The organism is Bradyrhizobium sp. SZCCHNR2028, from assembly GCF_032380995.1.
Lineage (GTDB): Bacteria > Pseudomonadota > Alphaproteobacteria > Rhizobiales > Xanthobacteraceae > Bradyrhizobium.
Window position 1 is genome coordinate 115,202 of the sequence record NZ_JAUHJF010000018.1, and the last position, 24,766, is coordinate 139,967.

Annotated in this window: 19 protein-coding genes; 11 read left to right on the plus strand and 8 right to left on the minus strand. The window is 66.8% G+C overall.

Annotation, left to right across the window (positions count from 1 at the left end; translation table 11 throughout):
* Positions 1-8: 8 nt before the first annotated feature.
* Entirely contained in the window at positions 9-1,742 is a 1,734-nt protein-coding gene (locus QX121_RS24860; RefSeq protein WP_409999370.1) for a caspase family protein, read from the minus strand.
* Between the two features lie 154 nt (positions 1,743-1,896).
* The gene (locus tag QX121_RS24865; RefSeq protein WP_315813284.1) at positions 1,897-3,504 is read right to left on the minus strand and encodes a hypothetical protein; all 1,608 of its coding nucleotides are present in this window, start codon (positions 3,502-3,504) and stop codon (positions 1,897-1,899) included.
* Between the two features lie 75 nt (positions 3,505-3,579).
* On the opposite strand from QX121_RS24865, the gene QX121_RS24870 reads away from it, so the two are divergent.
* A complete protein-coding gene (locus QX121_RS24870) occupies positions 3,580-4,767 on the plus strand; it encodes an MFS transporter (protein WP_315777173.1) in 1,188 nt (395 codons plus the stop codon).
* Here the strand turns inward: QX121_RS24870 and dgcA are convergent.
* Complete coding sequence (gene dgcA, locus QX121_RS24875) at positions 4,749-5,744, minus strand: N-acetyl-D-Glu racemase DgcA (RefSeq protein ID WP_315738823.1); 996 nt, start codon at positions 5,742-5,744, stop codon at positions 4,749-4,751. The genes QX121_RS24870 and dgcA overlap by 19 nt on opposite strands.
* A gap of 158 nt (positions 5,745-5,902) precedes the next feature.
* Here dgcA and QX121_RS24880 point away from each other — a divergent pair, with 158 nt between their 5' ends.
* From QX121_RS24880 to QX121_RS24890, 3 genes are all read left to right on the plus strand, one after another.
* Positions 5,903-7,036 carry an ABC transporter permease gene (locus QX121_RS24880; RefSeq protein WP_315813292.1) on the plus strand — a complete coding sequence of 378 codons (1,134 nt, stop codon included), beginning with the start codon at positions 5,903-5,905 and terminating at the stop codon, positions 7,034-7,036.
* 1 nt (position 7,037) lies between these two features.
* Positions 7,038-7,808, plus strand: a complete 771-nt coding sequence (locus tag QX121_RS24885) for an ABC transporter ATP-binding protein (protein ID WP_315813285.1) — start codon at positions 7,038-7,040, stop codon at positions 7,806-7,808.
* Between the two features lie 156 nt (positions 7,809-7,964).
* The gene (locus QX121_RS24890; protein ID WP_315738821.1) at positions 7,965-8,840 is read left to right on the plus strand and encodes an MlaD family protein; all 876 of its coding nucleotides are present in this window, start codon (positions 7,965-7,967) and stop codon (positions 8,838-8,840) included.
* A 290-nt stretch (positions 8,841-9,130) separates the two neighbouring features.
* Here the strand turns inward: QX121_RS24890 and QX121_RS24895 are convergent, their stop codons facing one another.
* The gene (locus tag QX121_RS24895; RefSeq protein ID WP_315758333.1) at positions 9,131-14,743 is read right to left on the minus strand and encodes a methyl-accepting chemotaxis protein; all 5,613 of its coding nucleotides are present in this window, start codon (positions 14,741-14,743) and stop codon (positions 9,131-9,133) included.
* 384 nt (positions 14,744-15,127) lie between these two features.
* Between QX121_RS24895 and QX121_RS24900 the strand changes: the two genes are divergently transcribed.
* A complete protein-coding gene (locus QX121_RS24900) occupies positions 15,128-15,502 on the plus strand; it encodes an Hpt domain-containing protein (RefSeq protein WP_315774086.1) in 375 nt (124 codons plus the stop codon).
* 83 nt (positions 15,503-15,585) lie between these two features.
* Positions 15,586-15,906, plus strand: a complete 321-nt coding sequence (locus QX121_RS24905; protein WP_315707114.1) for a 2Fe-2S iron-sulfur cluster-binding protein — start codon at positions 15,586-15,588, stop codon at positions 15,904-15,906.
* A 50-nt stretch (positions 15,907-15,956) separates the two neighbouring features.
* Here QX121_RS24905 and QX121_RS24910 read toward each other — a convergent pair whose 3' ends face one another.
* Positions 15,957-16,421 (minus strand): thioesterase family protein, encoded by a 465-nt coding sequence (locus QX121_RS24910; protein WP_315738818.1) that lies wholly within the window; start codon positions 16,419-16,421, stop codon positions 15,957-15,959.
* A 174-nt stretch (positions 16,422-16,595) separates the two neighbouring features.
* On the opposite strand from QX121_RS24910, the gene QX121_RS24915 reads away from it, so the two are divergent.
* Together QX121_RS24915 and QX121_RS24920 are read left to right on the plus strand one after the other, a co-directional pair.
* Complete coding sequence (locus QX121_RS24915) at positions 16,596-17,624, plus strand: NAD(P)/FAD-dependent oxidoreductase (protein ID WP_315777176.1); 1,029 nt, start codon at positions 16,596-16,598, stop codon at positions 17,622-17,624.
* A gap of 171 nt (positions 17,625-17,795) precedes the next feature.
* Positions 17,796-18,407 (plus strand): DUF2147 domain-containing protein, encoded by a 612-nt coding sequence (locus QX121_RS24920; protein WP_315798873.1) that lies wholly within the window; start codon positions 17,796-17,798, stop codon positions 18,405-18,407.
* A gap of 667 nt (positions 18,408-19,074) precedes the next feature.
* Here QX121_RS24920 and QX121_RS24925 read toward each other — a convergent pair.
* Together QX121_RS24925 and QX121_RS24930 are read right to left on the minus strand one after the other, a co-directional pair.
* Positions 19,075-21,021, minus strand: a complete 1,947-nt coding sequence (locus tag QX121_RS24925; protein WP_315813286.1) for a hypothetical protein — start codon at positions 21,019-21,021, stop codon at positions 19,075-19,077.
* A 103-nt stretch (positions 21,022-21,124) separates the two neighbouring features.
* On the minus strand, positions 21,125-22,216 hold the full coding sequence (locus QX121_RS24930; protein WP_315758329.1) for a YbhN family protein: 1,092 nt from the start codon (positions 22,214-22,216) through the stop codon (positions 21,125-21,127).
* Positions 22,217-22,600: 384 nt separating this feature from the next.
* Between QX121_RS24930 and QX121_RS24935 the strand changes: the two genes are divergently transcribed.
* A complete protein-coding gene (locus QX121_RS24935) occupies positions 22,601-23,107 on the plus strand; it encodes a ferritin-like domain-containing protein (RefSeq protein WP_315777178.1) in 507 nt (168 codons plus the stop codon).
* A gap of 74 nt (positions 23,108-23,181) precedes the next feature.
* Here QX121_RS24935 and QX121_RS24940 read toward each other — a convergent pair whose 3' ends face one another.
* The gene (locus QX121_RS24940) at positions 23,182-23,616 is read right to left on the minus strand and encodes a hypothetical protein (RefSeq protein ID WP_315738812.1); all 435 of its coding nucleotides are present in this window, start codon (positions 23,614-23,616) and stop codon (positions 23,182-23,184) included.
* Positions 23,617-23,724: 108 nt separating this feature from the next.
* Here QX121_RS24940 and QX121_RS24945 point away from each other — a divergent pair, with 108 nt between their 5' ends.
* Together QX121_RS24945 and QX121_RS24950 are read left to right on the plus strand one after the other, a co-directional pair.
* The gene (locus QX121_RS24945) at positions 23,725-24,255 is read left to right on the plus strand and encodes a hypothetical protein (RefSeq protein WP_315738811.1); all 531 of its coding nucleotides are present in this window, start codon (positions 23,725-23,727) and stop codon (positions 24,253-24,255) included.
* Between the two features lie 86 nt (positions 24,256-24,341).
* Positions 24,342-24,766: YdcF family protein (locus QX121_RS24950; protein WP_315813287.1), on the plus strand; the 425-nt coding region annotated here is incomplete at its 3' end.

The window sequence follows — 24,766 nt, forward strand, 5'->3', positions numbered from 1 at the left end:
ATCAAGCCTCAGTGAAAGCTGAGGCCGCCTTTTGCAGATCCCCCACCGCCGATCCGCAGTCCGGACTGCGCGACGTGCGGCGTGCCCCGCGTCGGGCCGCCCTGCATCCCTCCTTGGCCACGCGCCATCGACGGACGCGACGCGTTGATGTTCGGCTTGAACGGTCCGGAATTGCCGAGGAAGGGACGCCGGACCTCGCGGGTGTCGAATGGCCGTCCAGGACTGCGCTTCAGTGGATCGCGCTGGATCTTCGCGGCGACAGGCGGATTTGCCGGCGGCATGATCCTGTCGCGCAACCTGGTCTGAGCGATAGGCCTGGGATCGACGACCTTGTTGGGACCCGCGTTGTTGATGGCATTGCCTTTCGTGACCACCGTTGGCGGCATCGGTCCGCGCGGCGGCACGGTGGTGACCGGCAGCTTCGGTTGCAGGCCTGGATGGCTCTGGATCTGGGCGCCGGGATTGAACGGCCGCGCGATCGGTGCCAGTTGCGGTGGCATGATGAGACGGCTCGGTTGCAGCACGGGGATGGGCCGAGGCTGTCCCTGCAGCCGCAGCGCGACCGGCGCATATGGGCTGTCGGCATAGGATTCACGGAAGCTCTGATAGGCGGCCGGCGAATTCGCCAGCACGGCCTGGTGCCACGCCGCGGCCTGCACGAGGCCGGCGAGCAGTGCGCGGATGCGGTCGGCGAGCGGATCGCGTGGGTACATCGCGATGAACTCGCGATAATATTGCGGACGGTTCTCCGACAGCACGTAGTCATAGGCCTGCCGCACGGAACGGCTCGGCAGGTCGGCGGCCATCTGCACCACGGGCGCGTTCACCGGCGCGCGCGCTGCGGCAACCAGGGATTCGCCGAAGAAGGTGAAATCACTGGTCAACGAAGAGCTTTCCCACGGCGTCTGTCGACCATCAGTGCTCTGGTTCACCTGCAGGCGAATGCGCTTGAACAATTGCTCGATCGGCAGGTTCGGCTGTCGCGCCAGGTTCAGGAACGCCTGCGCGTACGGGCTGTGCTCGCCACGCCCGTCGAGCGCCTCCTCGCCAGGCGAGGTCGAATATCCGAGGATGGAGCCGTTCGGTGCGTCGACGATGGCAAGTCCGCGTCCGGCATCGTTGATGGCAGGGAATGGATTGTTGCGGCAGGCGTCCAGCACGACGATCCGCATGCGGCTCGGGATGGCGTCGAGCGTTGCCATCAGGTCCACCAGACGGATCGTCCCCGTCGTCAGGTCGGAGGGCGCTGAGATACGGGCATCGATCGGGATCAGATAGTTCTCGCCCGCGAGCTGAACCCCGTGGCCGGCGTAGTAGACCATTGCCACGGTGTTCGGGCCGTTTGCTGCCACCCGGCTCGAAAAATCCTGGACGACCTTGAGCATCTCGTTCTGCGTCAGGTCGGTCGCCGTGATCACCTCGAAGCCGGCCGAGTTCAACAGCTTGGCAACAGCATGGGCGTCGTTGTCCGGGTTCTCCAGCGGCGGCGCGTTCTGATAGCTCGCATTGCCGATCACGAGTGCGACGCGTGGCTCGGCTCCTTGAGGGATTGCTGCGGGGGTGTTGCTCTCCTTTGCAGGTGAGGGAGCTGCCAGCGCGCGCGGTGGCGTGTGAAGGTTGTCGATCTCACTGCCGGCGGCGAACGCCGAGTCCGGGCCGACCCAGGCCATCAGGCCCAGCAGCGCGGACATGAGCAGGGATTTCCAGGCGGATGTTACAGCGCGAAATTTCGGAACGGACACGGCGTTCTCCTCGAGCATGCGCCAAGCGAATGGCTTGAGGATCAGGCTACGCAGATCACGCAGCAGCGTACGTGATCCGCGTCACCTATCAACGCGTCACCTTTCGGTGCTCAGTGATCGAGGTTCGATAGGAGGTGGCCGAGACGCTCTCGCCCTACGAGAAGAATGCGATCTTCTCAGGCTGGGTCATGCGACGGATCGGCGCCAGCAAGTCATTGGCGGGCGCCTGTGGCCGCTGCAGAAGGCCGTTCGACAGGAGCGTCGATCCCAGCGACGGCTCGTAGGCAGGCCTGGGCATCGCGGATGCACTGGTGCTGTGAGCCGCGGCGGCGGTCGGGCGGACCTGCTGGCTCGGCGCAACGTCGGCCTGCGGCGCTGCGGGAGATTGAGCTGCGACCGCAGCCGCCACGGCGGCCAGGGTCTCGATGGTGATCGCCTCCGGAAGCGGTGCCGATACGGGCACGCTGGGGACTGGCGCCGAGGCTGGAGGCGAGGCCATGCGCGGGGCCGCCGCGGGCGGGGCCGGCATCGGCGGGGCATACATTGGCGGGGCAGACATCGTAGGCGCAGCGGGAGCCGACGCCGCCGTGGCAACCGGGACTTCTGCCGTGGTCAGCGCGAGATCCGGCTCCGACGGCGCCGGCTCGCTGAAGCTCGCGACGATGTCGTCGTCGACCGAGGTTGGCTCCTCAATGTCGAAGCCAAGCGTCCTGGCCCGGCTGAACTCCTCATCGTCGATCGGATCGGGAGCACCCATCTCCGCCGCGACCAATTCCAGGACGGCTTCGTCGTGGGCCTCTGCGGCGACGGCGTCATCCAGGGCCGCCGCGGCGTGCTGCTCGATTTCGAGAAGGGTTTCGTCCACCGACGGCTCGGTCGCAATTTCGGGGGGCTGCACCACCGCCGCAGCGTCGGTGTCAACCATCCTGGCTTCAACCGCTGCGGCCGCCATGATCACAGTGTCAGCGCCGGAGGATGTCTCGACCAATTCGATCGCGGCCACTGCGGCAACGAGCGGAATGGTCATCTCGGGCCCGGCTTGGGCCGCCTCCATCTGTTCCGGTACGGGCTCCGGCCCCGAAGCCACCTGCGGCTCAGCCGAGACCGTCGCCTCCGCAGCCGGACCCGATGCGACATCAGGTACTGGCGGGGCGGCGGACTCGGTCGCCGGCTTGATCTCGTCAGCCGCGGGCGGAACGCTTGCTTCCGCCGCGTCGAGCTCCTTCAGCCGCGTCTTGATGATCTCGAAGGCCGCAAGCAGCGCGACCTTGGGGTCGGCACTCGCAAGCTGGTCGCACGCGGCCTCGATCGATGTGACCTGTGAATCGATCAGGTCGCAGATCCGGGAATCGGCGCCGATCTCGCGCCAGCGCCAGGAAATTTCCTTGATGATTCGGATGCCCTTGCGCACCGGCGCCAGGTTCTGCTCAAGGGCCATGCTGTCGACCGCAGAGGCTGCGGCGAGTGCGGCGTCTTCGACCGAGGCGCGGATCGCGGCCAGCGCTTCGGGCAGCGCCTTGCTGTCGGCCTGCTCGAACTCCTGCTGCTGCTGACGCTGCGAGGCCAGCGCATGCTCGATGCGGGCCACGGCGTCGAGCACCATGCTGGTGTCGGCATTGCGGTTGCGTTTGGCGTATTCGCCGAGGAACCAGCGGCCTCGGGACGTCTCCATGAAGGCGTCGCGGATCGCCTCGTAATCGGCCTCGTTCGGCTGAGCCGCGCGGGCGGATATCGGCGAGAGGGCGAAGACTTCATCGACCATGGCAAACCTATCGCGCACATTGCTGCGCGTTGGCATAACGATCACCATGATATTGATCGAATCGCAATTGAATTGATGCCACTGTCCCGACAAATCTCCACCACATCGCCGGTATTGTCGCGCCGATTCGCGGACAGGTTGGGGCTGTTCTATGGCGCGGTGTTCATGCTGTCGGGGACGCATCTGCCGTTTTTCCCCGTGTGGCTACGGGCGATCGGGCTGGACGCCTCGTGGATCGGTGTGATCATCGCGGTTCCCGCCGTGACCCGCTTCACCGTCCTGCCGTTGATCACCGCGGTTGCCGAGCGCCGGCAGGCCCTGCGCGCCGCGATGCGGCTGACCACCTTCGCAACGGCATCGGGCTTTGTGGTTCTCGCCTTCCAGCGCGAACCTTGGCTGGTATTCCTGGTCTACGTGGCAACCTGCTGTCTATGGACACCCGTTGTCCCGCTGACGGACGCTTATGCGCTCCGTGGCGTGATGAGCTATGGCCTGAACTACGGTCGCCTGCGGCTGTGGGGATCGGCCGCATTCATCGCCGGAACGCTGCTGTGCGGCGGGGTGGCCGACCTCGCGCCGTCGTCCGAGCTGATCTGGATCATCCTCTTGGTCGCGCTGTGCGGTGCGGCAAGCAGCCTGCTGCTGCAGGCGCTGCCGCCCCTGCCGCATGGCGCCGGCCTGGCCCGGGACGGGCGCAGTCTGCTGGGCCATCCGAGCTTCCTCTGCATCATCGCGGCTTCGGCGCTGATCCAGGCCAGCCACGCGGCCTACTACACGTTCTCCGCCATCGCGTGGAAGGCGCAGGGCTTCAGCGGGCTGACCATCGCTTGGCTCTGGACCATGGGCGTGCTGGCCGAGATCGTCGTGTTCGCCCTGTCACCACGCTTCACGTTGGCGCCCGCCAACCTGGTCATGATCGGTGCAGCGGCGGCCGTGCTGCGCTGGAGCCTCACGGCTCAGGAGCCGCATGCAGCCGGGCTCGCCGCGGTCCAGATCAGTCACGGCTTCACCTTCGGGCTGACCCTGGTCGGAACCATGGGGCTGCTGGTCCGCCATGTGCCGGCGCAACTGACGGCGCGCGGGCAGGGCTATTATGCGGCTGCGAGCGGCGTGGTCGGCTCGGCGGCATCGGCCCTCTCGGGGCCGGTCTATGCGGCCTATGGACCCGGTGTCTACTACGTGATGGCCGCGATGGCCGGAGCGGGTGGCGTCCTGATGTGGATCGCGCACCGAAGCCTGTCGCTTCAGCCCCACAACGCCTGATCGGGCGGATAGACCAGGCTGTCCTCGTAGTGCAGGCCGTGCTCGCAATCCTCGGCGAGCAGCAGCGGTCCGTCCAGATCGACGAAACGGGCGAGCGGCGTCAGCAGCATGGCCGGTGCCATCGAGAGCGATGTCGCCACCATGCAGCCGACCATGATGTCGAAGCCGAGCGCGCGCGCGGCATCGGCCATGGCAAGCGCCTCGGTGAGCCCTCCGGCCTTGTCGAGCTTGATGTTGACGGCGTCGTAGCGTCCGCGCAGCGCTTCGAGCGAGTTGCGGTCGTGCACGCTCTCGTCGGCGCACACCGCGAGCGGGCGCGCAATGTTGGCGAGCGCTTCGTCGTTTCCTGCGGGAAGCGGCTGCTCGACCAGCGTGACGCCGGCGGCGGCGCAGGCCGCGAGATTGGACTCCAAATTCGCCTCGGTCCAGGCCTCGTTGGCATCGACGATCAGTTGTGACTGCGGAGCTGCCTCGCGCACGGCTGCAATCCGCGCCGGATCGCCGTCGCCGCCGAGCTTGATCTTGAGCAGCGGGCGGTGCGCGGCCTTGGCCGCAGCTTTGGTCATCACGTCGGGGGTCCCGAGCGAAATCGTGTAGGCGGTCACGCATGGCCCCGGCGCGCGGCGTCCGAGCAGGTCCCAGATGCGCCGGCCGCTCCGCTTGGCTTCAAGGTCGAGCAGCGCGCAGTCGAGCGCATTGCGCGCCGCCCCCGGTGGCATCGCCGTCTGCAGGGCGTTGCGGTCGAGACCAGAGGCGATCGCATCGCGCATCGCGAGCAGCGCGCTCAACGATGCCTCGGGGGTCTCGCCATAGCGCGCATAGGGCACGCATTCGCCGCGGCCGACGATCGTGCCGTGTCGCACTTCCGCGATCACCGTGACCGCTTCGGTCTTGGCGCCGCGGCTGATCGTGAAGCTGCCGGCGATCGGCCAGTGGCCGATCCGGGCGTCCAGTATTGGAAAACCGTTGGAAGTCATTTGAAAGTCTGGCGATTTGTGAACCGGAATGAGGCGCTTGGGGCTTGCGCGATCTGACCGACTATGGCTGTTGATAGTGGTCTCCGGCAAGGTGGTAGCGACGCGGTGGGATTTTTCTCGTCAAGGAGCGGACGTCCGAGGCTCCGAGGATGGCCGTCGTGAAGGGCGGCCCTGATTTGCAGCGCAGTGGCGATGGCAACGCGCTGTCGCTGCGCGCGACCGGCGCCTGGACTGCGCCCTTTGCGCCGTCGCTCGAACGGCTCGTCGCCGATGCCGAAAAGCTCGCCGGCAAGAAGGTCGATGTCTCGATCGACGTCTCCCAGGTGTCCAAGCTCGATACGTTCGGCGCCTGGCTGATCGAGCGGCTGCGCCGCAGCTTCACGACCGGAACCGTCGAGGTCCGGATCGATGGGCTCTCTGCGAACTACGCCAGCCTGGTCGATGAGGTTCGCCGCGTCAGCACCGCGCCCAATGGCGACGCGACGATGGTGACCATCACCGGCATGCTCGGCCAGATCGGCCTCAGTGTCGCCGGCATCTTCGGCACGGTCGCCGCGCTGATCGACATGCTCGGCGCCGTGATCGTCGCCAGCGGCCGGGTCCTCGTTCATCCCCGCAGCTTCCGGCTGACCTCGACCATCCATCATCTCGAGCAGGTGTGCTGGCGCGCGGTGCCGATCATCGTGCTGATCACCTTCCTGATCGGCTGCATCATCGCCCAGCAGGGCATCTTCCATTTCCGCAGGTTCGGCGCCGACATCTTCGTGGTCGACATGCTCGGCGTGCTGGTGCTGCGCGAGATCGGCGTGCTGCTTGTGGCGATCATGATCGCCGGACGCTCGGGCAGCGCCTACACGGCCGAGCTCGGCTCGATGAAGATGCGCGAGGAGATCGATGCGCTGCGCACCATGGGCTTCGATCCGATCGAGGTCCTGATCCTGCCGCGCATGCTCGCGCTGGTGATCGCGCTGCCGATCCTGGCCTTCCTCGGCGACATCGCCGCGCTCTATGGCGGCGGGCTGGTGGCGTGGTTCTATGGCGGCGTCGATCCCGAGGCCTTCCTGCTGCGCCTGCGCGATGCGATCTCGATCGATCATTTCACGGTCGGGCTGCTCAAGGCGCCGGTGATGGCGGCGGTGATCGGGATCGTCGCCTGCGTCGAAGGACTGGCCGTGCAGGGCAGCGCCGAGTCGCTGGGGCGCCACACCACCTCATCGGTGGTGAAGGGTATCTTCTTCGTCATCGTGATGGACGGCGTGTTCGCGATCTTCTTCGCCGCGGTCGGGATGTGACATGACGCAGGAGATGTCCGATCCGATCATCCGCGTGCGTGACGTCACCGTGCAGTTCGGCAAGACGCGCGTGCTCGACGGGCTCGACCTCGACGTCAAGCGCGGCGAGATCCTGGGCTTCGTCGGTCCCTCCGGTGCGGGCAAGTCGGTGCTGACGCGCACCATCATCGGCCTGGTGCCCAAGCTGTCGGGCAACATCGAGGTGTTCGGCGTCGATCTCGACGCCGCCGGTCGTGCCGGCCGCCGCGCCGTAGAGCGGCGCTGGGGCGTGCTGTTCCAGCAGGGCGCGTTGTTCTCCTCGCTCACGGTGCGGCAGAACATCCAGTTCCCGGTCCGGGAATATCTCAAGGTCTCGCAGCGTCTGCTCGACGAGATCATGGTCGCCAAGCTGGTGATGGTCGGATTGCGGCCCGATGTTGCTGATCGTTTCCCGAGCGAGCTGTCGGGGGGCATGATCAAGCGCGTCGCGCTGGCCCGCGCGCTCGCGCTCGATCCGGAGCTGGTGTTCCTCGATGAGCCGACCTCGGGGCTCGACCCGATCGGCGCCGGCGATTTCGACGAGCTTGTCCGTACCCTGCAGCGCACTTTGGGACTGACCGTTTTCATGGTAACCCATGATCTCGACAGCCTGTATACGGCGTGCGACCGCATCGCCGTGCTGGGCAACGGCAAGATTATCGCTGCGGGATCGATGGCCGACATGCAGGCCTCGGAACATCCGTGGCTCCGGCAGTATTTCCACGGCAAGCGTGCACGGGCCGTGATGGGTTAGTGCGTAGCGCCCCTCGGGGCGATTATTTTTGTGAGCGGGAGTGGGGACTCCTGCGACATAGCTGATGGGGTGGGTGCCGCAGTCCGGCGCCAACCGAGAGCGCATGGGAGCGGCGGCTGGGATCTCCGCTGCGACGTGCCGGTACCGGAGTTGGTAATGGAAACGCGGGCGAATTACGTCCTGATCGGATCGTTCACGCTGGCAGTGATTGCCGCGGCGGTCGGGTTTGTCCTCTGGTTTCAGAGCCTGCACACGACCAAGCAGCGCAGCCCGCTGCGGGTCGTGTTCGAGGGGCCGGCCGCGGGTCTGCGCAACGGCGGCAGCGTCAACTTCAATGGTATCCGGGTCGGTGAGGTCATCTCGGTCAAGCTCGACAATCCGCGCCGCGTCGTGGCGCTGGCGATGGTCGAGAACAACGCGCCGATCCGCAAGGATACCCTGGTCGGGCTCGAGTTCCAGGGACTGACCGGCGTCGCCGCGATCTCGCTGAAGGGCGGCGAGGAGGCTGCGCCGCCGCCGCCGCTCGACGAGGATGGCGTGCCGGTGCTGCGTGCCGATCCGACCCGGCTGCAGGACGTGACCGAAGCGATCCGCGCCACCCTGCAGAACATCAACAAGGTGGTCGCCGACAACCAGGACGCCGTGAAGAACTCGATCAAGAACCTCGAGGTCTTCACCCAGTCGCTGGCCCGCAATTCCGAGCGCATCGATGGCGTCATGAGCCGTGTCGACGGCATCATGGGCAAGGCCGATACCCTGATGCTCGGTCTCAACACGCTGGCCGGCGGCAAGGATGGCGGCGAGCTGTTCCTGACGGTGAAATCGATCCGCGAGCTCGCCGAGGATCTGGACAAGCGCTCCGGCGCGCTGATGGCCGATGGACGGCGCACGCTGTCCGACATCAGCCGCGCCGTGAACAATTTCGATCGCAATCCGACCCGGGTCCTGTTCGGGGCCAGCAACGCCAGCCCGAGCAACGCCCAGGCCTCGCAGCCCGCGCCCGCACCGCCGGCGGCGACGGGACGGCGGTGACGCGAGCGAGTTGCGAATAGGGAGTAGCGAATAGGGGCGCGCGGCAGCGGACTGCGCTCGGACTGCGCTCCATCGCTGTCGCTATCCACCGCTGCTGGCTGGCTACGGAGCACGTCGCACACCGTGGTGCCGGCGATGCGGGGCCCGAACGGCCAAAGCCGAAAGCGCCTTCATTGCATCTCCAAACGCGAAGCGGAGGCCTCGTGGCCTCCGCTTGTTCTTCTTGTCGCAGCGCTGGTTCTACTGAACCCTTCGCTACTCGCTACTCGCTACTCGCCCATTCGCTCCCATCACGCCAGCCGGCCGGCGGCGTGGGCGAGCAGGGTGTAGACCAGCCCGGTCTCCGAGGTGAGCTGGGCGCGCAGCGCCTGCGGGTTGCGGTCGTCGCGGGCGACCTCGTCGAGCAGCCGTTCGAACTCGGTGATGTAGCGGTCCACCGTCTGCTTGAAGGTGCGGTCGGCGCGGTACTTGCGGGCGACCTCGTCGAACGCCTTCTGGCCGGCCGGGGTGTAGAGACGCTTGGAGAACGCCTTGGTCTCGCCGCGCTGGTAACGGTCCCACATCTCGGCCGCGAGATTGCGGTCCATCAGCCGTGCAATGTCGAGCGACAGCGACTCCAGCGGATTGCCCGGCTGCTGCTGGGCCGGTCCGCGGCCGCGCGGCGCAGTCTGGCCGGCGGTGCTGTTGTCGGCCCGGTTGAGCAGGTCGGACAGCCAGTTGTCGCTGCGCTGATCGGCGACCGGACCCATCGGCGGCGCCTCGACCCGGCGTGGCTGCGGCGGCGGGGCCGGCGGCTGCATGCCGAGATCCGGCGGCGGCAGGTTGGCGACGCTGGTCGCAGCCGGCTCGCGCAGGCGCATGTCCGGCCGGCCGCCGACGGCTGCGGCGACGATCGGCTCTTCCTGACGGATCACGGCTGCGGGCGCGGCGACCGCGGCGGGACGCGACGCGCTGACCACGTCGAGACCGCGGCCGTGATGCGCGACGATCCGGTTGAGCTCGGCCAGCGCCTCGATCTGGTCGACGATGACCTTGCGCATCTGCGCCGTGCTCTCGGCGGCCTCCTGCGGCATCTCCAGCACGCCGCGGCGCAGCTCGTTGCGCGTCGCTTCGAGCTCGCGATGCATCTCGGCGGTCATCTGCTTCATGCTCGACACCAGCGTGGCGAACTTCTCCGCCGACTGCTTGAACATCGCATCGGCTTCCTGCGTGCTCTGCTGGTAGATCTCCTGCATCTGCGACGTGGTGAGGCGGCGTTCCTCCTCGGCGTTGGCGCGGATGGCCTCGAACTGCCGGCTGAGCGCGGTGGAGCCGGCACCCGCCGTTTCCGCCACGACCCGGGCGATGTCGCGGGCGCGCTCCTCGGCGGCCGCCAAGGACTCGTCGAGCAGGGTGGTGAAGCGCGTCAGACGCTGGTCGAGATCGGCGGTGCGCAGATCGATGGTGGTGACCAGCGATTCCAGCGTCGTCTTGCGATCCGAGATCGAGACGGTCGCATCGCGGTTGCTCTGCTCGACAATGGCCGCCGCCTCGATCAGCGCCTTGCCATGCGCGTCGAACTGGCCGGACAGCGAGTTGAGATCCTCCAGCGCCCGCGACGTCTTGGAGTTGAACACGTTGAGCTGGTCCTCGAGCGTCTGCGTCGCGGTGCCGTTGCGTGCGGTGACGTCGTTCATCGCGGTGACGAAGTCGGCCACCCGGGTGACCAGCGCCCGCTCCAGCGAGTTGAGGTTGTCGTGGGCGCCGGTCAGGACCTCCTGCAGCAGGATGTTGCCCTCGCGCAGACGTTCAAACAGGGCGACCGTGTCGGTGCGCAGGATCTTGCTCGTCTCCTGCATCTCGGTGACCGCAGCCACCGAGACCTGGCGCGATTGCTCGATCGCCGCGCGCGAGGCCTGCTCCAGCTCCTTGAGCGACTTGGTGATCGCGGTGGTCGCGAGCTCGCCCGCTGAGGTGATGGTGCGGGCGACCTCGGAGCCGTTGCCATTGACGCTCTGGGCGAAGTTCTGGCCGCGGACCTCGATCGCCTTCAGCGCATCGGTGGTGACGCGATCGATCTCGATCGTGAGCTGGTTGGTCTTCGAGTTCAGCGTCTCGACCAGCGTGCCGCGCTTGCCGTCGAGCATCTGCGACAGTCGTTCGCTCTGCTGCTGCACATAGGTGACGATCTCGTCGGTCTTGCCGGTCATGGCCGAGCCGAACGAGTTGCCGGCGGCAAGCACCGAGCGCTCGATCTCGGTCGAGGTCGATTTGACCCGCGTGGAGACCTCGTTGGAGGCGGCGACGAGTGCGCTCTGCGCATTGAGCGCGCTGCTCTGGATCGCATCGGTGGTGTTCGCCGCGACGGAATTGATGACGCGCTCGATCTCCGACGACATCGCCTTGAGCTGGCCCGCGGTGTCGGTGGAGGTGGCCGTCAGCAGGTTCTGTGCCTCGCGCGCGCCGCCGACGATCACCGCGACCGTCTCGGTCGTGGTCGTCGTCAGCACCGCCTGGGCTTCGCGTGCGCTGCCGACCAGGGTGGCCGCGGTGTCGGCCGACGTGGCGGTCAGCGACATCTGCGCCTGGCGCGCGCTGTTGAGGATCGAGGCCGCGGTATCGGCGCCGACCGACGACAGCGTCCGCTCGACGTCGACGGCCAGCGACTTGACGTGCTCGGTTGCTTCCGTCGAGGCGGTGACGAGCTTCGTCTGGACGTCGCGGGCGCTGTCGACGATTGCCGCAGCCGTGCTGGTTCCGACCGCGGCGAGCGTCCGCTCGACGTCGGCTGCCAGCGACTTGACGTGATTGGCCGCTTCGGACGACGCGCTGATCAGCGTGGTCTGCGCTTCCCGGGCGCCGCCGGTGATCGCTTCCGCGGTCGTGGTTCCTGCGATCGACAGCGAGCGCTGGACGTCGACGGTCAGCGCCTTGACCTGTTCGGCCGCTTCGCTCGATGCCGCGAGCAGGGCATGCTGGGCATCGCGAGCGCTCGCCGTGATGGCTTCGGCGGTTCCCGTCCCGGCACTGGTCAGCGAGCGCTGCACATCGGCTGCGAGCGACTTCACGTGCTCGGCCGCGTTGGAGGAGGCGGACACCAGCGTGTTCTGAACCTCGCGCGCACCGGCGAGGATCGAGGCTGCCGTGGCCGAGCCGGCGGCCGTCAGCGCCTGCTCGACGTCGACGGCGAGCGACTTGACGTGGGTGGCGGCATCGGAGGAGGCGGACACCAGCGTGTTCTGGGCCTCGCGCGCACCGGCGAGGATCGAGGCTGCGGTGGTCGAGCCTGCCGCCGTGAGCGTGCGCTCGACGTCGGCCGACAGCGACTTGATCTGGTCGGCGGTCTCGCCGGAGGCCGCGACCAGCGTGGCCTGGGCCTCGCGCGCACTGGTCAGGACGGCCTCGGCCGCGCCGCTGCCCGCGTTCGACAGGGCGCGCTCGACCTCGGCGGACGTGTTCTTCAACTGCGAGCCGACGTCGGTCGAGACGTTGAGCAGCGCCTGCTGTGCCGAGCGGGCCCCGGTCTGGATGGTCTCGCTGGTGTTGACCACGAGATTGGTCAGCGCCCGCTCCGCGTCTTCCACGTGCGACTTGATGCTGGCGGACAGCAGCTCGGCGCGGGTCATCAGCTCGTCGCTCGCCTGACGGCCGCTGCTCTCGATGCGGCCGGCCACGGCCTCGACGCGCGAGCCGAGCAGGTCTTCGAACTGCGAGACGCGCTGGTCGATGTCCTTGGCGATCGAGCCGACGCGGGTCTCGATGCCCTGATGGATGTCCTGGAAGCGCGCGGTGACGGCTTCGGTCAGCTCGTAGCTGCGGCCGTCGATGATGTTCGACAGGCTGTGGATGCGCTGATCGATCGCTTCGAGCGCCTTGTCGGTGCCGTCGGTCAGCGAGGAGGTCAGAATGTTGAGGCGGGAATCGATCGACTGGATCGCCTGGGCCGAGCCATCGGTCAGCGAGGAGGTCAGCACGGTCAGCCGCGAGTCGATCGCGTGCAGCACCTGGGCAGCGCCGTCGGTCAGCGAGTTGGACAGAGTGCCGAGGCGGCCTTCGATCGTCGAAGTGACCGAGGTCGCGCGGTTGTCGAAGTTCTCCTCGAGCGACTTGAGGCGGCCCTCGACGCTGTCGTCGAAGGTCTTGATCTTCGCATCGAGCGAGGTGTCGAGGGTGGTGATGCGGGCCTGCAGATTGGTCTCGAACTGGTTCAGCCGCTGATCCAGCGTCGCCGTGATCTCACCGCTGTTGGACGACAGCCGCGTATCGAACGTATCGACATAGGACTTGAGATTGTCGGAGATTTCCTGGGTCCGCTGGCCCATGCGCTCGACGATCTCGCCGCCATAGGTCTTCACCGTGCGGTCGAACTCGGTGATGTGCCGGGTGATCAGCGCGCCCAGCGTCGAGCTGTCGCGTGCGAAGCGCTCGGCGAGCTCGGTGCCCTGGTTCTTCACCAGCTCGTCGAAGGCGCTGATCTGGATCGACAGCGTGTCGTGGGTGCTCTCGGTCTGGCTGACGACCTTGGCGACCAGCGAATTGACGGTCGCATCGAGCGACTCGCTCGCCTTCTCGCCTGACGTGACGATGTGGCCGGACATGCGCTGGCTCGCCTCGTCGATCTTGGTCACGAGATCGCCGCTGCGCAGCTCGAGCTCCAGCAGGAGGGACTCGCCGGACGCCTTGAGCTGGTCGTGAACCTGCTCGGTTCGCACCGAGATGCCGTCGACGATGGCCGCCGTGCGCTGCTCGAACTCGCTGGTGATGCGGTCGATGCGCTCGTTCAGCATCTCGTGGACGCGGTCCGACAGGTCGGCGAACTCGTCGTGGACGTGGCCGGTCTTGAAATTGAGGCTGGTGGTGAGCCGCTCCGAGGCGTCGAGCACGGCGCGGGTGGTCTCGGCGCTGGCCTCTTCGAGCCGGTCGAGCAGATCGCCGCCGCGCTCGCCGAGCGCGAGGATCATGTTGTCGCCGGCGTTGCCGAGCGCGGCCGTGATGTGGGCGCCGCGCTCTTCCAGCGCGCCGGTGATGCTCTTGGCGACCTCGTCGACCCGCGAGGCGATCGCGTCCGAGATCAGCGCGATGTCGTGGCGAAGGTCGATCTGTACGCCCGAGATGGCGCTGCGGACCTGCTCGGCCTGGCCGACGAGGTTATCGCGCTGATGGGCGATGTCCTGCAGCAGGGCGCGGATGCGGACCTCGTTGTCGCTGTAGGCGCGCTCAAGGGCTGCAACCTCGTTGGCGACCAGCATCTCGAGCTCGCCTGCGCGCGCGATCGCGCGCTCGACGCCGTCGCCCATCGCCGCGACCTCGCGGCGGATGGCCTGGCCGACGGTCACGATGGAATCGCTGACGGCGCCTTCCGGCTCGGAGAAGCGGATCGCGACCTGCGCCATCGACTGCGCGATCATGCGCAGCTCCTGGCCGCGCCAGGCGAGACTGGCCAGGAAGTAGAACAGCAGAACCGGTGCGAAGAACACGGCGGCGAGACCGGCGAGCACCAGCACGCCGCCGCTCTGGCCGATCAGGGCCTGCAAAGCGGGCAGGAAACCGATGGTCAGCAGGACGCAGCCGACGATCCAGATGCCTGCAAAGGCGGTTGCCAGCGTGTAGACGCCGCGTGACGGGCGGCCCTTCTGGATCGCCTGCAGCAACTGGCCGATGGTCTCGCGGTCGTCATTGGCCGGGCGGCGCGCGGCGAGCGGCGGCGGCTCGATCTCGTCAAGGCTGCTGCGGTCGATGCCCGGACGCGAGTCGAACGAATCCAGACTGGATACGCCGTTCGGCATGACGGGCGGGGCCCCCTCAGCGTGGACCGAGCTCTGCGAGTCCGTGGGCGCGGACGAATCGCTGATGTTCAAAGCCTCCTGAATGGCGGACAGCGCAACTTCAGTCGGGTCTTTGACCTTTTTCGGAGTGTTCGCCATGTTGAGTCCGAGCCCTCGTCTTAATTTCGATCCGGCGAGCCGCGTACGAGTGCCCTCTCGCAACGCTCGAACCGGACGTCATCCCTCGCAGGCACCAGGGGTGGCAAATTCCGCCAGGTGACCCACTCCATCCGGGCATCATCCTATTGGCAGTGCCTGTTGAAAGAAATGGCCGTGGTTAAGAGATTCTTAATCATCGTTAACAGCACCCGCCGTTAACACTTTAGAAGTTCTGCGAATTCCCGTTTCTGCCGCGATTGGGGCAGAGCCGGGCCCAAATCGCGGCAAACCCGCGGCAATTGGGCCGGTAACAATGCATTAACCATTGTCGTGCTTGACTTACCACAGGCGCGCGCGGCGCGCCCGCCGGACCGGATTGCCGCCATGATTCCCGACCTTTCACGGATCGAATGGATGCCCTCGCCCCCGCTGGTTCCCGACGACGGGCCGATCAGCCTGGACCTGCTGCGGCGGATGACCCTCGGCGACAGCGCGCTCGAGCGCGAGGTGCTCGCCATGTTTGCGGACCAGGCTGTCCGCCTGCTGGAGCGGTTGCAGGTGATGCCCGAGGATGCGGCCACCGTCGCCCACACGCTGAAGGGCTCGGCCCGCGCCGTCGGCGCGCTCGATGTCGCCGACGCGGCGGAAGGGCTCGAAGCGGCGCTGCGGGCGGGCGACCCGGCCGATGCGCTGGCCTGGCTGGGCACGGCGATCGCGCAGGCCCGCGCGGCGATTTCGGAGATGCTCGGCGCGGCCTGAGCGGCCGGCGGCAGCACTAGCGCGGAGCGGAGCGGTCCGTTATAGGACAGCCCGACCTCATTCCCTGCGCAGCACGAGCACACATGGCCAAGATCACCTTTGTCGACCATACCGGCGAATCCAGAACCGTTGAGATCGAGAACGGCGCGACCGTGATGGAAGCGGCGATCCGCAACGCCATTCCCGGCATCGAGGCCGAATGTGGCGGCGCCTGTGCCTGCGCGACCTGCCATGTCTATGTCGACGAAGCCTGGCGCGAGAAGGTCGGCCCGCCGACCCCGATGGAAGAGGACATGCTCGATTTCGGCTACGATGTCCGGCCGAATTCCCGTCTCTCCTGCCAGATCAAGGTCTCCGACGAGCTCGACGGCCTCGTCGTCTCCACCCCCGAGCGTCAGGCCTGACCGTTCGCCTCGCGTCCTCATCGCCGCGCCCCCGGTGATCGCCGCCAGGCCTATGCCGGCAGCGCGATCGTCACGCCGCGGCGGACCCACGGCTGGAGCGCAGCAATGAGCTTCGGCGTCAGCGGCGCCGGCTTGCGCGTCGCCTCGTCGATCAGAACCATGACCGCGGTGGCAGATGCCACGCAGCGCCCGTCCGAGAACACGACCTGCTCGCAGGTCACCGACGTGCGCCCCAGCCTCACGACCCCCAGTCCAAGCTCGATCATGCCCGGCCAGCGCAGCTCGGCCCGGAAATGCATGTCGAGCCGCACCATGATCCAGGCCAGCCCCTCCTGTCCGAGGCCATGGCGCGGGTCCTTCATCAAGGTCACCCGGCCGGTCTCGAAATAGGTCGCATAGACCGCATTGTTGACGTGCTGGTTGGGATCTAGGTCGCCGAAGCGGACATTGTCCGTCAGCCGATAGGGAAAGTCCTCCAGGCGTGGCGCGTGGTCGCGGCGGGCCGTCTCTGTCACCGATTGATCTCCATCATTCATGTCCCCTTCAAACCCGGCTAAGCCCGCCGCTGCAAGCCGCGCGCGAGCGAGGGGCGGCTTTTGTGCCTTCCCTGCGACCACCCCGTTGGCTACAAATTCGGAACCGCCATCTGCCGCCATCCGTCGAGCGGCGCCTCCAACGAGAAGAGCGACATGAGCGAAGCGATCAAGACCGATGTGCTGATCATTGGCGCGGGCCCTTGCGGACTGTTTGCCGTTTTTGAACTGGGGCTGCTCGACATCAAGGCGCATCTGATCGACATCCTCGATAAGGTCGGCGGCCAATGCGCCGAGCTGTATCCGGAGAAGCCGATCTACGACATTCCCGGCGTGCCGATGGTGACGGGGCAGGGCCTCACTGAGCAGCTGATGGAGCAGATCAAGCCGTTCAGCCCGACCTTCCATCTCGGCGAGATGGTCGAGAAGGTCGAGAAGATCGGCGATCCCGGTTTTCGCATCACCACCGACGCCGGCAAGGTGTTCGAGTGCAAGGTCGTGGTGATCGCGGCCGGCGGCGGCTCGTTCCAGCCGAAGCGTCCGCCGGTGCCGGGCATCGAGGCATACGAAGGCACCTCGGTGTTTTATGCCGTGCGCAAGATGGAGCAGTTCCGCGACAAGAATGTCGTCATCGTCGGCGGCGGCGATTCCGCGCTCGACTGGACTCTCAATCTGCATCCCCTCGCCAAGCGCATCACGCTGGTGCATCGGCGCGACGATTTCCGCGCGGCGCCGCACAGCGTCGAGCAGATGCGCGCGCTCGTGGCGAGCGGCAAGATGGATCTGCGCATCGGTCAGGTGACGGCGCTCGAAGGTGCGAACGGTCAGCTTTCCGCGGCCACCATCAAGGGCAACGACAATGCGGTCGAGACCGTGCCGTGCGAGATGATGCTGCCGTTCTTCGGCCTGACGATGAAGCTCGGCCCCGTTGCCGAGTGGGGCATCGCGCTCGAGCACAATCTCATTCCGGTCGAGACCTCGGCGTTCGAGACCTCGGTGCCCGGCATCTTCGCGATCGGCGACATCAATACCTATCCCGGCAAGATCAAGCTGATCCTGTGCGGCTTCCACGAGGGCGCGCTGATGGCGCAGAAGGCGCACCGCTACGTGTATCCGGAGAAGCGGCTGGTGTTCCAGTACACGACGTCGTCGTCGAGCCTGCAGAAGAAGCTCGGCGTCAACTAATTGCTCGGAAGCGTGGAACCCGGCGCCGCCGGACCAACTCAAATGTGAAGAAATGTTTCCTGCGCGTGCCGGTTTCACCGGCGCGCCAGACCTGTTATGGGCTGGAACGATGCACGAAACGGCCGTACTGTGCGGCCATTCATTTTGTGACTTGGTCAAGGTGAGATGATGATGCGCAATGCGTTTCCCCGATTTCGGCTGGCGCCTGGTGTGACGAAGCTCGCGATCGGCGCGCTCGTCGTTGCCGGTGCTCTGCTGACGCGGCCTGCGCTCGCGGCTGAGCCGACCGCGGCCGGTCTGTGGCAGAAGGTCGAGGATGGCAGGCCCGTCGGCTGGTTCCTCTTCATCGACCACGACGGCGTGTTCGAGGGCGTGATCGCCAAGACGTTTCCGCGCCCCGGCGACAATCCGAACGAGGTCTGTTCGAAGTGCAGCGATGACCGCAAGAATGCGCCGGTGCTCGGCATCTCCTTCGTGCGCGACATGAAGCGCGAGGGCCTGAAATACGAAGGCGGCAACGTGCTCAATCCTCGCGACGGCAACATCTGGAAGGCCAATATGCGGGTCAGTCCGGACGGGCAGACGCTGATCCTGCACGGCTATCTCGGCATCTCGCTGTTTGGCAAGGACGAGACCTGGACCCGTCTTCCAGATACCAACATGGCCCAGATCGACCCCGCGATCCTCGCCAAATATCTGCCGGCCCAGGCGACCACGGCAACCGGCCCCGCGACCAAGCAGGCGCCGCCGCCGATGATGAAGAAGCCGGCGCCGACTAAGTAGTTCGCCGCCGAACTGCAGCTTGGTGGTCGTTGTTAAGCGACACACCATCGTGATCTCGCGGCGCATGGCGTCCGAGTTTTCAAGCTGAACGCGACCCTCTCGAGCGAGAGGGCGCAGGGAATGCCGGGTGAGGGCCTCACCCATGGCCCGCCTGCTAAAAAAATGCAGGCGGCAGGAACCACAGGTAAAGCCGATCAACCGGCATTCCCTGCGCGATGTTTGACGGCTTATACGTCCTCTCCCCGGGGACCGGCTGTCTTGCCCCCGTCACGAGCGGATCATCACCAACGCTCGCTTGGCATCAGCATCGGGATGCCAGGACCCTACGACTTCACCGTGCGCCGCCGCTCGTTCGTCGGCATGATCGGATCACGCTGCGACCGGTGGCGCCCACCGCGTCCCGCACTCCACGTTCGTGACGACCGCGAACCGCCCCTCTCATGAGCACGGGATGCGCTCATCAGAGCATGATTTCTGGAAAAAAGAAACAGGAAATTTTGTCACGAGGCGGCCGGACGCAGTCATCGACCTGGAATGGCGGGCGAATTTCGTCCTTTTGCGGCAGGCCGTTTCGGCGCAATCGACGGACTCCGCTCGCGACCGAGACGCAACGTCGAGCCGACGGGCGACTCGGTGCATCGGCGGTGAGCCGATCGTTGGCCGCGCGCTACTGCCGCACGACTCCCGCCGGCGGCAGCGGCTGGCTCGTGACGTTGGGCTCGGCCGCATCGAGGTTCAGCACCTCTGCTGCGGCCGGAAACGCGGCATCGGCCATGGCGGCGTGGCCCTCGGCGGTCGGATGCACGGCGCCGCCGTAGACGGCCGAGAGCACGCCCCAGCTCGCATCGTGGATGTCGGAAGGCTGCATCGCCGCGGGCAGCCCTTGCGGATAGGTCATCGCCGAGAAGTAGCTGTCATTGGCGTCGCGGATCCAGCGCGCGCGCGGCAAATAGGGGCGATATTCGCTGGCGCCGCGGCCGCACAGCAGCGGCTCGTTGGCGGCGCTGACGATGTTCGGATCGAAGCTGGCGCCGTCGGCCGAAAAGCATTCGCGGTCGAACGGCGGATCCTGCGTCGAGCGGGCGCAGAAGCCGTGATCGGCAAACGCGGCCTGATGAGCATCGACGAAGGTCATGCGGTCGGCCTGCGGATCGCGGCACAGAACTCCCGCGGTGCATTGCGCCAGCCCGCGCAGCGACGGCAGGAACTCGTTCTCGACGAAGCCCGCGACCTTGGCGAGCCGCTGCGGATTGGCGTTGAACGACGGGTGGACCTCGAAGCCGGCCGGGCCGCCGGGGCAGGGCGTGCCGGCACGGCTCAGCGCCGGATTGCCGTAGGAGGTGTAGATGACGTGCGAGAGGTCGCCGACCAGCGGCTTCAGCGCCTCGCGCAGCTTGGCAAAGCCCTGCGGCAGGTCGCTCGCCAGCTCGCTGCGCGATTCCTCCACCGAGCCGATCACGCCGGAGCGCTTGAACAGGGTGCGCTCGGTCGGCGTGTCGACGATGACGTCGGCGACGAGGCCGGAGAAGTTGATGTCGTTGGCGCCGATCGACAGCAGAATCAGGTCGAGCTTGCGGTCCGGCTGGCGGCGCTTGGCCGCGGTCAGCGCCTCGCGGAGTTCGCCGAGCTGGCCGTTGACGCCGCCGGCGCAGGTCGCGACCGAGCGGCCGGGCGTGCATTCGCGCGCGCGCTGGCTGCCGAACAGGCCGTCGGCAATGGTGGCGCCGGTGCAGGCGAGCGGCAGGTAGGTGACCGCGACGTGCGGATAGCGCACCGCAAGCGCCAGCGCCGTGCGGGTCTGGTAGCTGTAGAGCGAGCGGTGGCAGGCAGCGTTGAGCCAGACCGCGCTGTGCTTCTGCCAGTTCTGCAGCGTGTCCGGCGCCTCACAGGCGCGGCCGCCTTTGAAGCCGGCGCGGCTCGGCCGATAATATTGCGCGGTCGGGCCGCCGAGATAGGAGCGGAAGCAGAAGCCGTCGTCGGCGAGCGCGATCGGGCGGTCCGGATTGCCCTCGCCGGAGGCGATGCTGTCGCCGAGGCCGGCGATCAGGACGTCACGGACCTGGATTCCGGTCGAGACCTGCCGCGTGCCTTCGGGACTGGCGACATCGACGGATGCCACGGTCTGGCGGCCGTAGCGGACGCGCAAATTGACCGGCTCGGCGCAGTCGAAGGTCGAGGTCTGCGGCCCGTCGCCGTCGTCGAACGACCAGGCGCAGGTGGCGCCGACCGGCACCGGGCCGGTCAGGCGCACGGTGACCGGATGGTCGATGGGGGTGAGATAGCTTTCCTTGACGTTGTCGCGCGTGCACGGCTCGTTGACGCGGCCGGCGAGGTCGATGCAGAGCCGGTTGACGACGTTGCGCGCCCAGCCGCGGCCGTCGCTCTGCACTCCCAGCGCCTGCTCGGCGGCGAGGATCGAGCGGTCGCGTGTGCTCTCGGTATGCAGCAGGAAGTCGCGCTCCTCGCGGAAGAGACGGAAGCGGTTGCGCACCTCCCAGCTGATCTGCAGCGGCGCTGCGCCGAACTGCGCGGCCGCCTCGGTGGCGGCGAGAGGGGCGAGCAGGCCGGCCAGGACGCAGGCGGCGAGCAGCGGACGAGGGGGAATTCGGGTCATGCGCAAGGATTCACGTCAGCGATGGGGCGGAAATAAGAGGACCGCACGCGAGTTCAACCGGTCGAGGATCGAACCGTCGCATCGTCCGCGAGAGAATTGCTGCTCAGCGCTGGGAGTGGCGCTTGATGCGCTGGGGAACCGCGGCAGGGGCCGTGGCGGCGGCGCGCTTGGCGGCGACCTCGTCCTCGCAGGCGGCGTTCAGCCGGCGCCGCTCCTGCCACGGCTTGACGACGTTCATCCAGAGCTCCCTGATGCCCATGATCGAGATCGCGATGGCGAAGGGGATCACGAAATAGAGCACGCGGAAGACGAGCAGGGTGGCCAAGAGCTGCTCGCGGCCGAACTGCGGCAGCGCCACCAGCATGGCGGCATCGAACACGCCGATGCTGCCAGGCGCATGGCTGGCAAAGCCGAGCAGGGTGGCGAGGATGAACACCACCGACAGCGACAGGAAGTCGATCGGAGGATCGGCGGGGACGAGCAGGTACATCGCCAGCGCGCAGAAGCCGAGGTCGACGACGCCGATCAGGATCTGCACCAGCGTGAGCTGCGCGGAAGGCAGCACCACCTTCCAGCCGTTCTGGCCGAGCTGCCGGCGGTTCTTGCCGGCGGTCAGCCAGCCGAGATAGGCGAAGATCGCGCCGAGGATGCCGATCGCGATCAACTGGTTCATCGCCGGGGGTAACTGGTCCATCGCGGTGGCGGCCGCCGGATGCAGGGTCATGCCGATGCCGAGTACGAACAGGTTGCCGAGCCAGAAGGTCAGGCCCGACAGGAAGCAGATCTTGGCGACGTCGATCGCGGACAGGCCGTAGTCCGAATAGATCCGGAACCGGATCGCGCCCCCGGTGAAGACGGTGGCGCCGATGTTGTGGCCGATCGAATAGCTGGTGAAGGCGCTCATCGCTGCGATGCGATAGGGGACGTGTTTCTTGCCAATCGTTCGCAGTGCAAAATAGTCATAGAAGGTCAGCGTGCAGAACGCGCCGATCACACACAAGGCCGCGAGCGCGATGTGACCGAGCGGGATTTCGGTGAGCGCCGTCAGGATGACGCCGGCATCGACGCCCTTGAGTGTGCGCACGAGCGTCGTGATCGCGAAGGCGATGATCGCAAGGCTCGCTGCAATCCCCAGCCGCTTCCAGCCGATCCATTTCTTGAAGCCACGCGAGAGCGTGGTCAGCAGGCGCTGCATTCATCCTCCCGGCGGGGCGGTACTAGTTCTTGGAAAAGAGGCGAAACCATTGGTCGATGGAGGCGGGCAATTCGTGACAGCCTGTTCCTTATGCTAAAATGCGCGCCTTGTGCAGTCCTTGACACAGCTCAGCTCCGACCCATGCGGCGCGGGTCTGTCACACTTCAGTCACATGGCTGGCGGCCGCCTCAGTTCGGTCCAATTGGTTACGCGCGCGGTTCACGAGCAAACCTGGCCCTCTGCGACCGGTTCCGGCCGGCAGGGCCGGTTGCGCCGGAACAACCGCCGTGGCCGTCGGTTAGCGCCCCGCGGGCACAGCGAACATGGCGACGATCGGTCGGGGAGGGATCTGCCATGTTCCCGAACCAAGAGGACATGAGGCAAATGGGACTGTTCACCAAGGACATCAAGACGATGAACGATCTGTTCGTTCATCAGCTGCAGGACATCTATTACGCCGAGAACCAGCTCGTCAAAGCGCTGCCAAAGATGGCGGACAAGGCGACGGATCGGAAGCTCAAGCAGGGCTTTCTGACCCATCTCGATGAGACGAAGACGCATGTGACGCGTCTCGAGCAGGTGTTCAAGATGCACGGCATCGCGGCCAAGGCGGTCGACTGTCCGGCGATCGACGGCATCATCGAGGAGGCCGAGGAGGTCGCCGGCGAGGTCGACGACAAGGCCGTGCTGGACGCAGCGCTGATCAACGCCGCCCAGGCGGCCGAGCACTACGAGATCACGCGCTACGGCAGCCTGATCGCCTGGGCCAAGCAGCTTGGCCGCAGCGACTGCGCCGCCGTGCTGCAGAAGACGCTCGACGAGGAGAAGGCGACCGACATGAAGCTGACCAAGCTCGCCGAGAGCGGCGTCAACCTGCGCGCCGCAAGCTGATCGCGTCACCAGTCGATGAGACAAAACGCCGCGCGGACATCCCGCGCGGCGTCGTCGCATCCGGATGCCGCGCGTCAGCTCTTACGCAACGCGAAATTGGCGCCGCAGAACGCCATCAGGGCACCGAGGCAGAGCGCGGCGAGGCCGGCCAGCACACCTGAGGCCGACGGCACCGGGCTCGGGCCGGAGATCGCCTGGCCGATGCCGGCCAGCATCAGTACGCCGACCACGACCAGGAAGTTGCGCATCCGCTGCGGGATCTCGCCCGACACCGCGCTGTGCATGATGTTGGCGATGAAATAGCCCGAGGAGAAGCCGACGGTGGCGATCAGCCACCAGGCGATCGCCGACCCGGCCGGCATGAAGGCGCCGCTCTCGGTCTGCCACAGGCCGCCGAGATCGAGCCCGTAGCGGGCGCCGAGCATGTGCACGGCCAGCGCCAGCAGCACGCCGGCGGCCATCGCTCCGGCCAGGATCAGGTGCCGCGGAAAATAGATCGTTTCGCTCATGCTCCGTTTGTAGGATAAGGCACGCGCCACGCGCAACAGGACCGATCCATTTCCCAGGACATCACCACAGAAGGCCATGACGCGATCCGCTACGCCTACAAGGCGTCGTTGATCGGCGCCGCGCAGCAGTTCGAGCTCACGGGGCAGGGCCTGTCGTGGCGGTTCGCCGGCCGCACCGGCCTGTGGCCGTACGCCGACATCGCCGCGATCCGGCTGTCCTACCGGCCGGTGTCGATGCAGGCGAAGCGTTTTCGTGCCGACATCACCCATCGCGATGGCCGCAGGCTGAGCATCATCTCGACTTCCTGGCAGACGGCGGCGTTGATGGCGCCGCAGAGCGAGGCCTATCGTGCTTTCATCCTCGGCCTGCATGCGCGGCTCGCCTCGAGCGGCAGCAACGCGCGGCTCACGGCCGGCCTCGGCCGCTTCACCTACGGCGCGGCGCTAGCCGCGATTGCGCTGTTCGCGGTGGCGATGACCGGGCTTCTGGTGCGTGCGCTCGTCATCGCCGAATGGTCGGGAGCGTTGTTCCTGATCGGCTTCGCCGCGCTGTTCGCCTGGTATGTCGGCGGCTTCATCACCCGCAACAGGCCGCGCAGCTACACGTTCACGGATATTCCCGGCTCGCTGCTGCCGTGATCACGCGGCGTCATCGCCGGTCATCGAATGTGAGCGCGCGACAGCGCCGCGTCATGCCAGGATGAGCCGACGTTGGGAGAAGAACGATGCAGGATCGCGCGCTGCGCAGACCGGATGACGCCGAGATCGCCGCGGTCAACGCGCGGCATTTCGCCGATACGCCGCTGCGGCCGGCCGATCTCCTGTTCGTGTTCGGGACCCGCGTCGACGAGGAGCTGCGTGCCGAGACGGCGGTGAAGCTGTGGCAGCAGGGCTACTTTCGCCACGCCATCGTCAGCGGCGGGATCACGCCGGGCGCTGATCTTTCGGAGTGTACGCTGATCAAGGCCGCCATGGTGAGGCGCGGCATTCCGGCCGAGCGCATCCTCGAAGAGCACCACGCCACGAATACCGGCGAGAACGTCGCGCTCGCACTGCCGGTGATCGACGCCGCGCTCGGCCTCGCCAATGTCGGCAGCGTGATCTGCCTCGGCAACAGCTGGACCGCGCGGCGCTACGCGATGACCCTGCA

What these genes read in the sequence shown, in the direction of transcription:
- QX121_RS24930 (WP_315758329.1), bottom strand. Translation starts at nt 22,216, where the DNA reads ATGCAGCGCCTGCTGACCACGCTCTCGCGTGGCTTCAAGAAATGGATC.
- QX121_RS24885 (WP_315813285.1), top strand. Translation starts at nt 7,038, where the DNA reads ATGACGCAGGAGATGTCCGATCCGATCATCCGCGTGCGTGACGTCACC.
- QX121_RS24890 (WP_315738821.1), top strand. Translation starts at nt 7,965, where the DNA reads ATGGAAACGCGGGCGAATTACGTCCTGATCGGATCGTTCACGCTGGCA.
- QX121_RS24895 (WP_315758333.1), bottom strand. Translation starts at nt 14,743, where the DNA reads ATGGCGAACACTCCGAAAAAGGTCAAAGACCCGACTGAAGTTGCGCTG.
- QX121_RS24935 (WP_315777178.1), top strand. Translation starts at nt 22,601, where the DNA reads ATGGGACTGTTCACCAAGGACATCAAGACGATGAACGATCTGTTCGTT.
- QX121_RS24905 (WP_315707114.1), top strand. Translation starts at nt 15,586, where the DNA reads ATGGCCAAGATCACCTTTGTCGACCATACCGGCGAATCCAGAACCGTT.
- QX121_RS24865 (WP_315813284.1), bottom strand. Translation starts at nt 3,504, where the DNA reads ATGGTCGATGAAGTCTTCGCCCTCTCGCCGATATCCGCCCGCGCGGCT.
- QX121_RS24870 (WP_315777173.1), top strand. Translation starts at nt 3,580, where the DNA reads ATGCCACTGTCCCGACAAATCTCCACCACATCGCCGGTATTGTCGCGC.
- QX121_RS24920 (WP_315798873.1), top strand. Translation starts at nt 17,796, where the DNA reads ATGCGCAATGCGTTTCCCCGATTTCGGCTGGCGCCTGGTGTGACGAAG.
- QX121_RS24915 (WP_315777176.1), top strand. Translation starts at nt 16,596, where the DNA reads ATGAGCGAAGCGATCAAGACCGATGTGCTGATCATTGGCGCGGGCCCT.
- dgcA (WP_315738823.1), bottom strand. Translation starts at nt 5,744, where the DNA reads ATGACTTCCAACGGTTTTCCAATACTGGACGCCCGGATCGGCCACTGG.
- QX121_RS24925 (WP_315813286.1), bottom strand. Translation starts at nt 21,021, where the DNA reads ATGACCCGAATTCCCCCTCGTCCGCTGCTCGCCGCCTGCGTCCTGGCC.
- QX121_RS24900 (WP_315774086.1), top strand. Translation starts at nt 15,128, where the DNA reads ATGATTCCCGACCTTTCACGGATCGAATGGATGCCCTCGCCCCCGCTG.
- QX121_RS24940 (WP_315738812.1), bottom strand. Translation starts at nt 23,616, where the DNA reads ATGAGCGAAACGATCTATTTTCCGCGGCACCTGATCCTGGCCGGAGCG.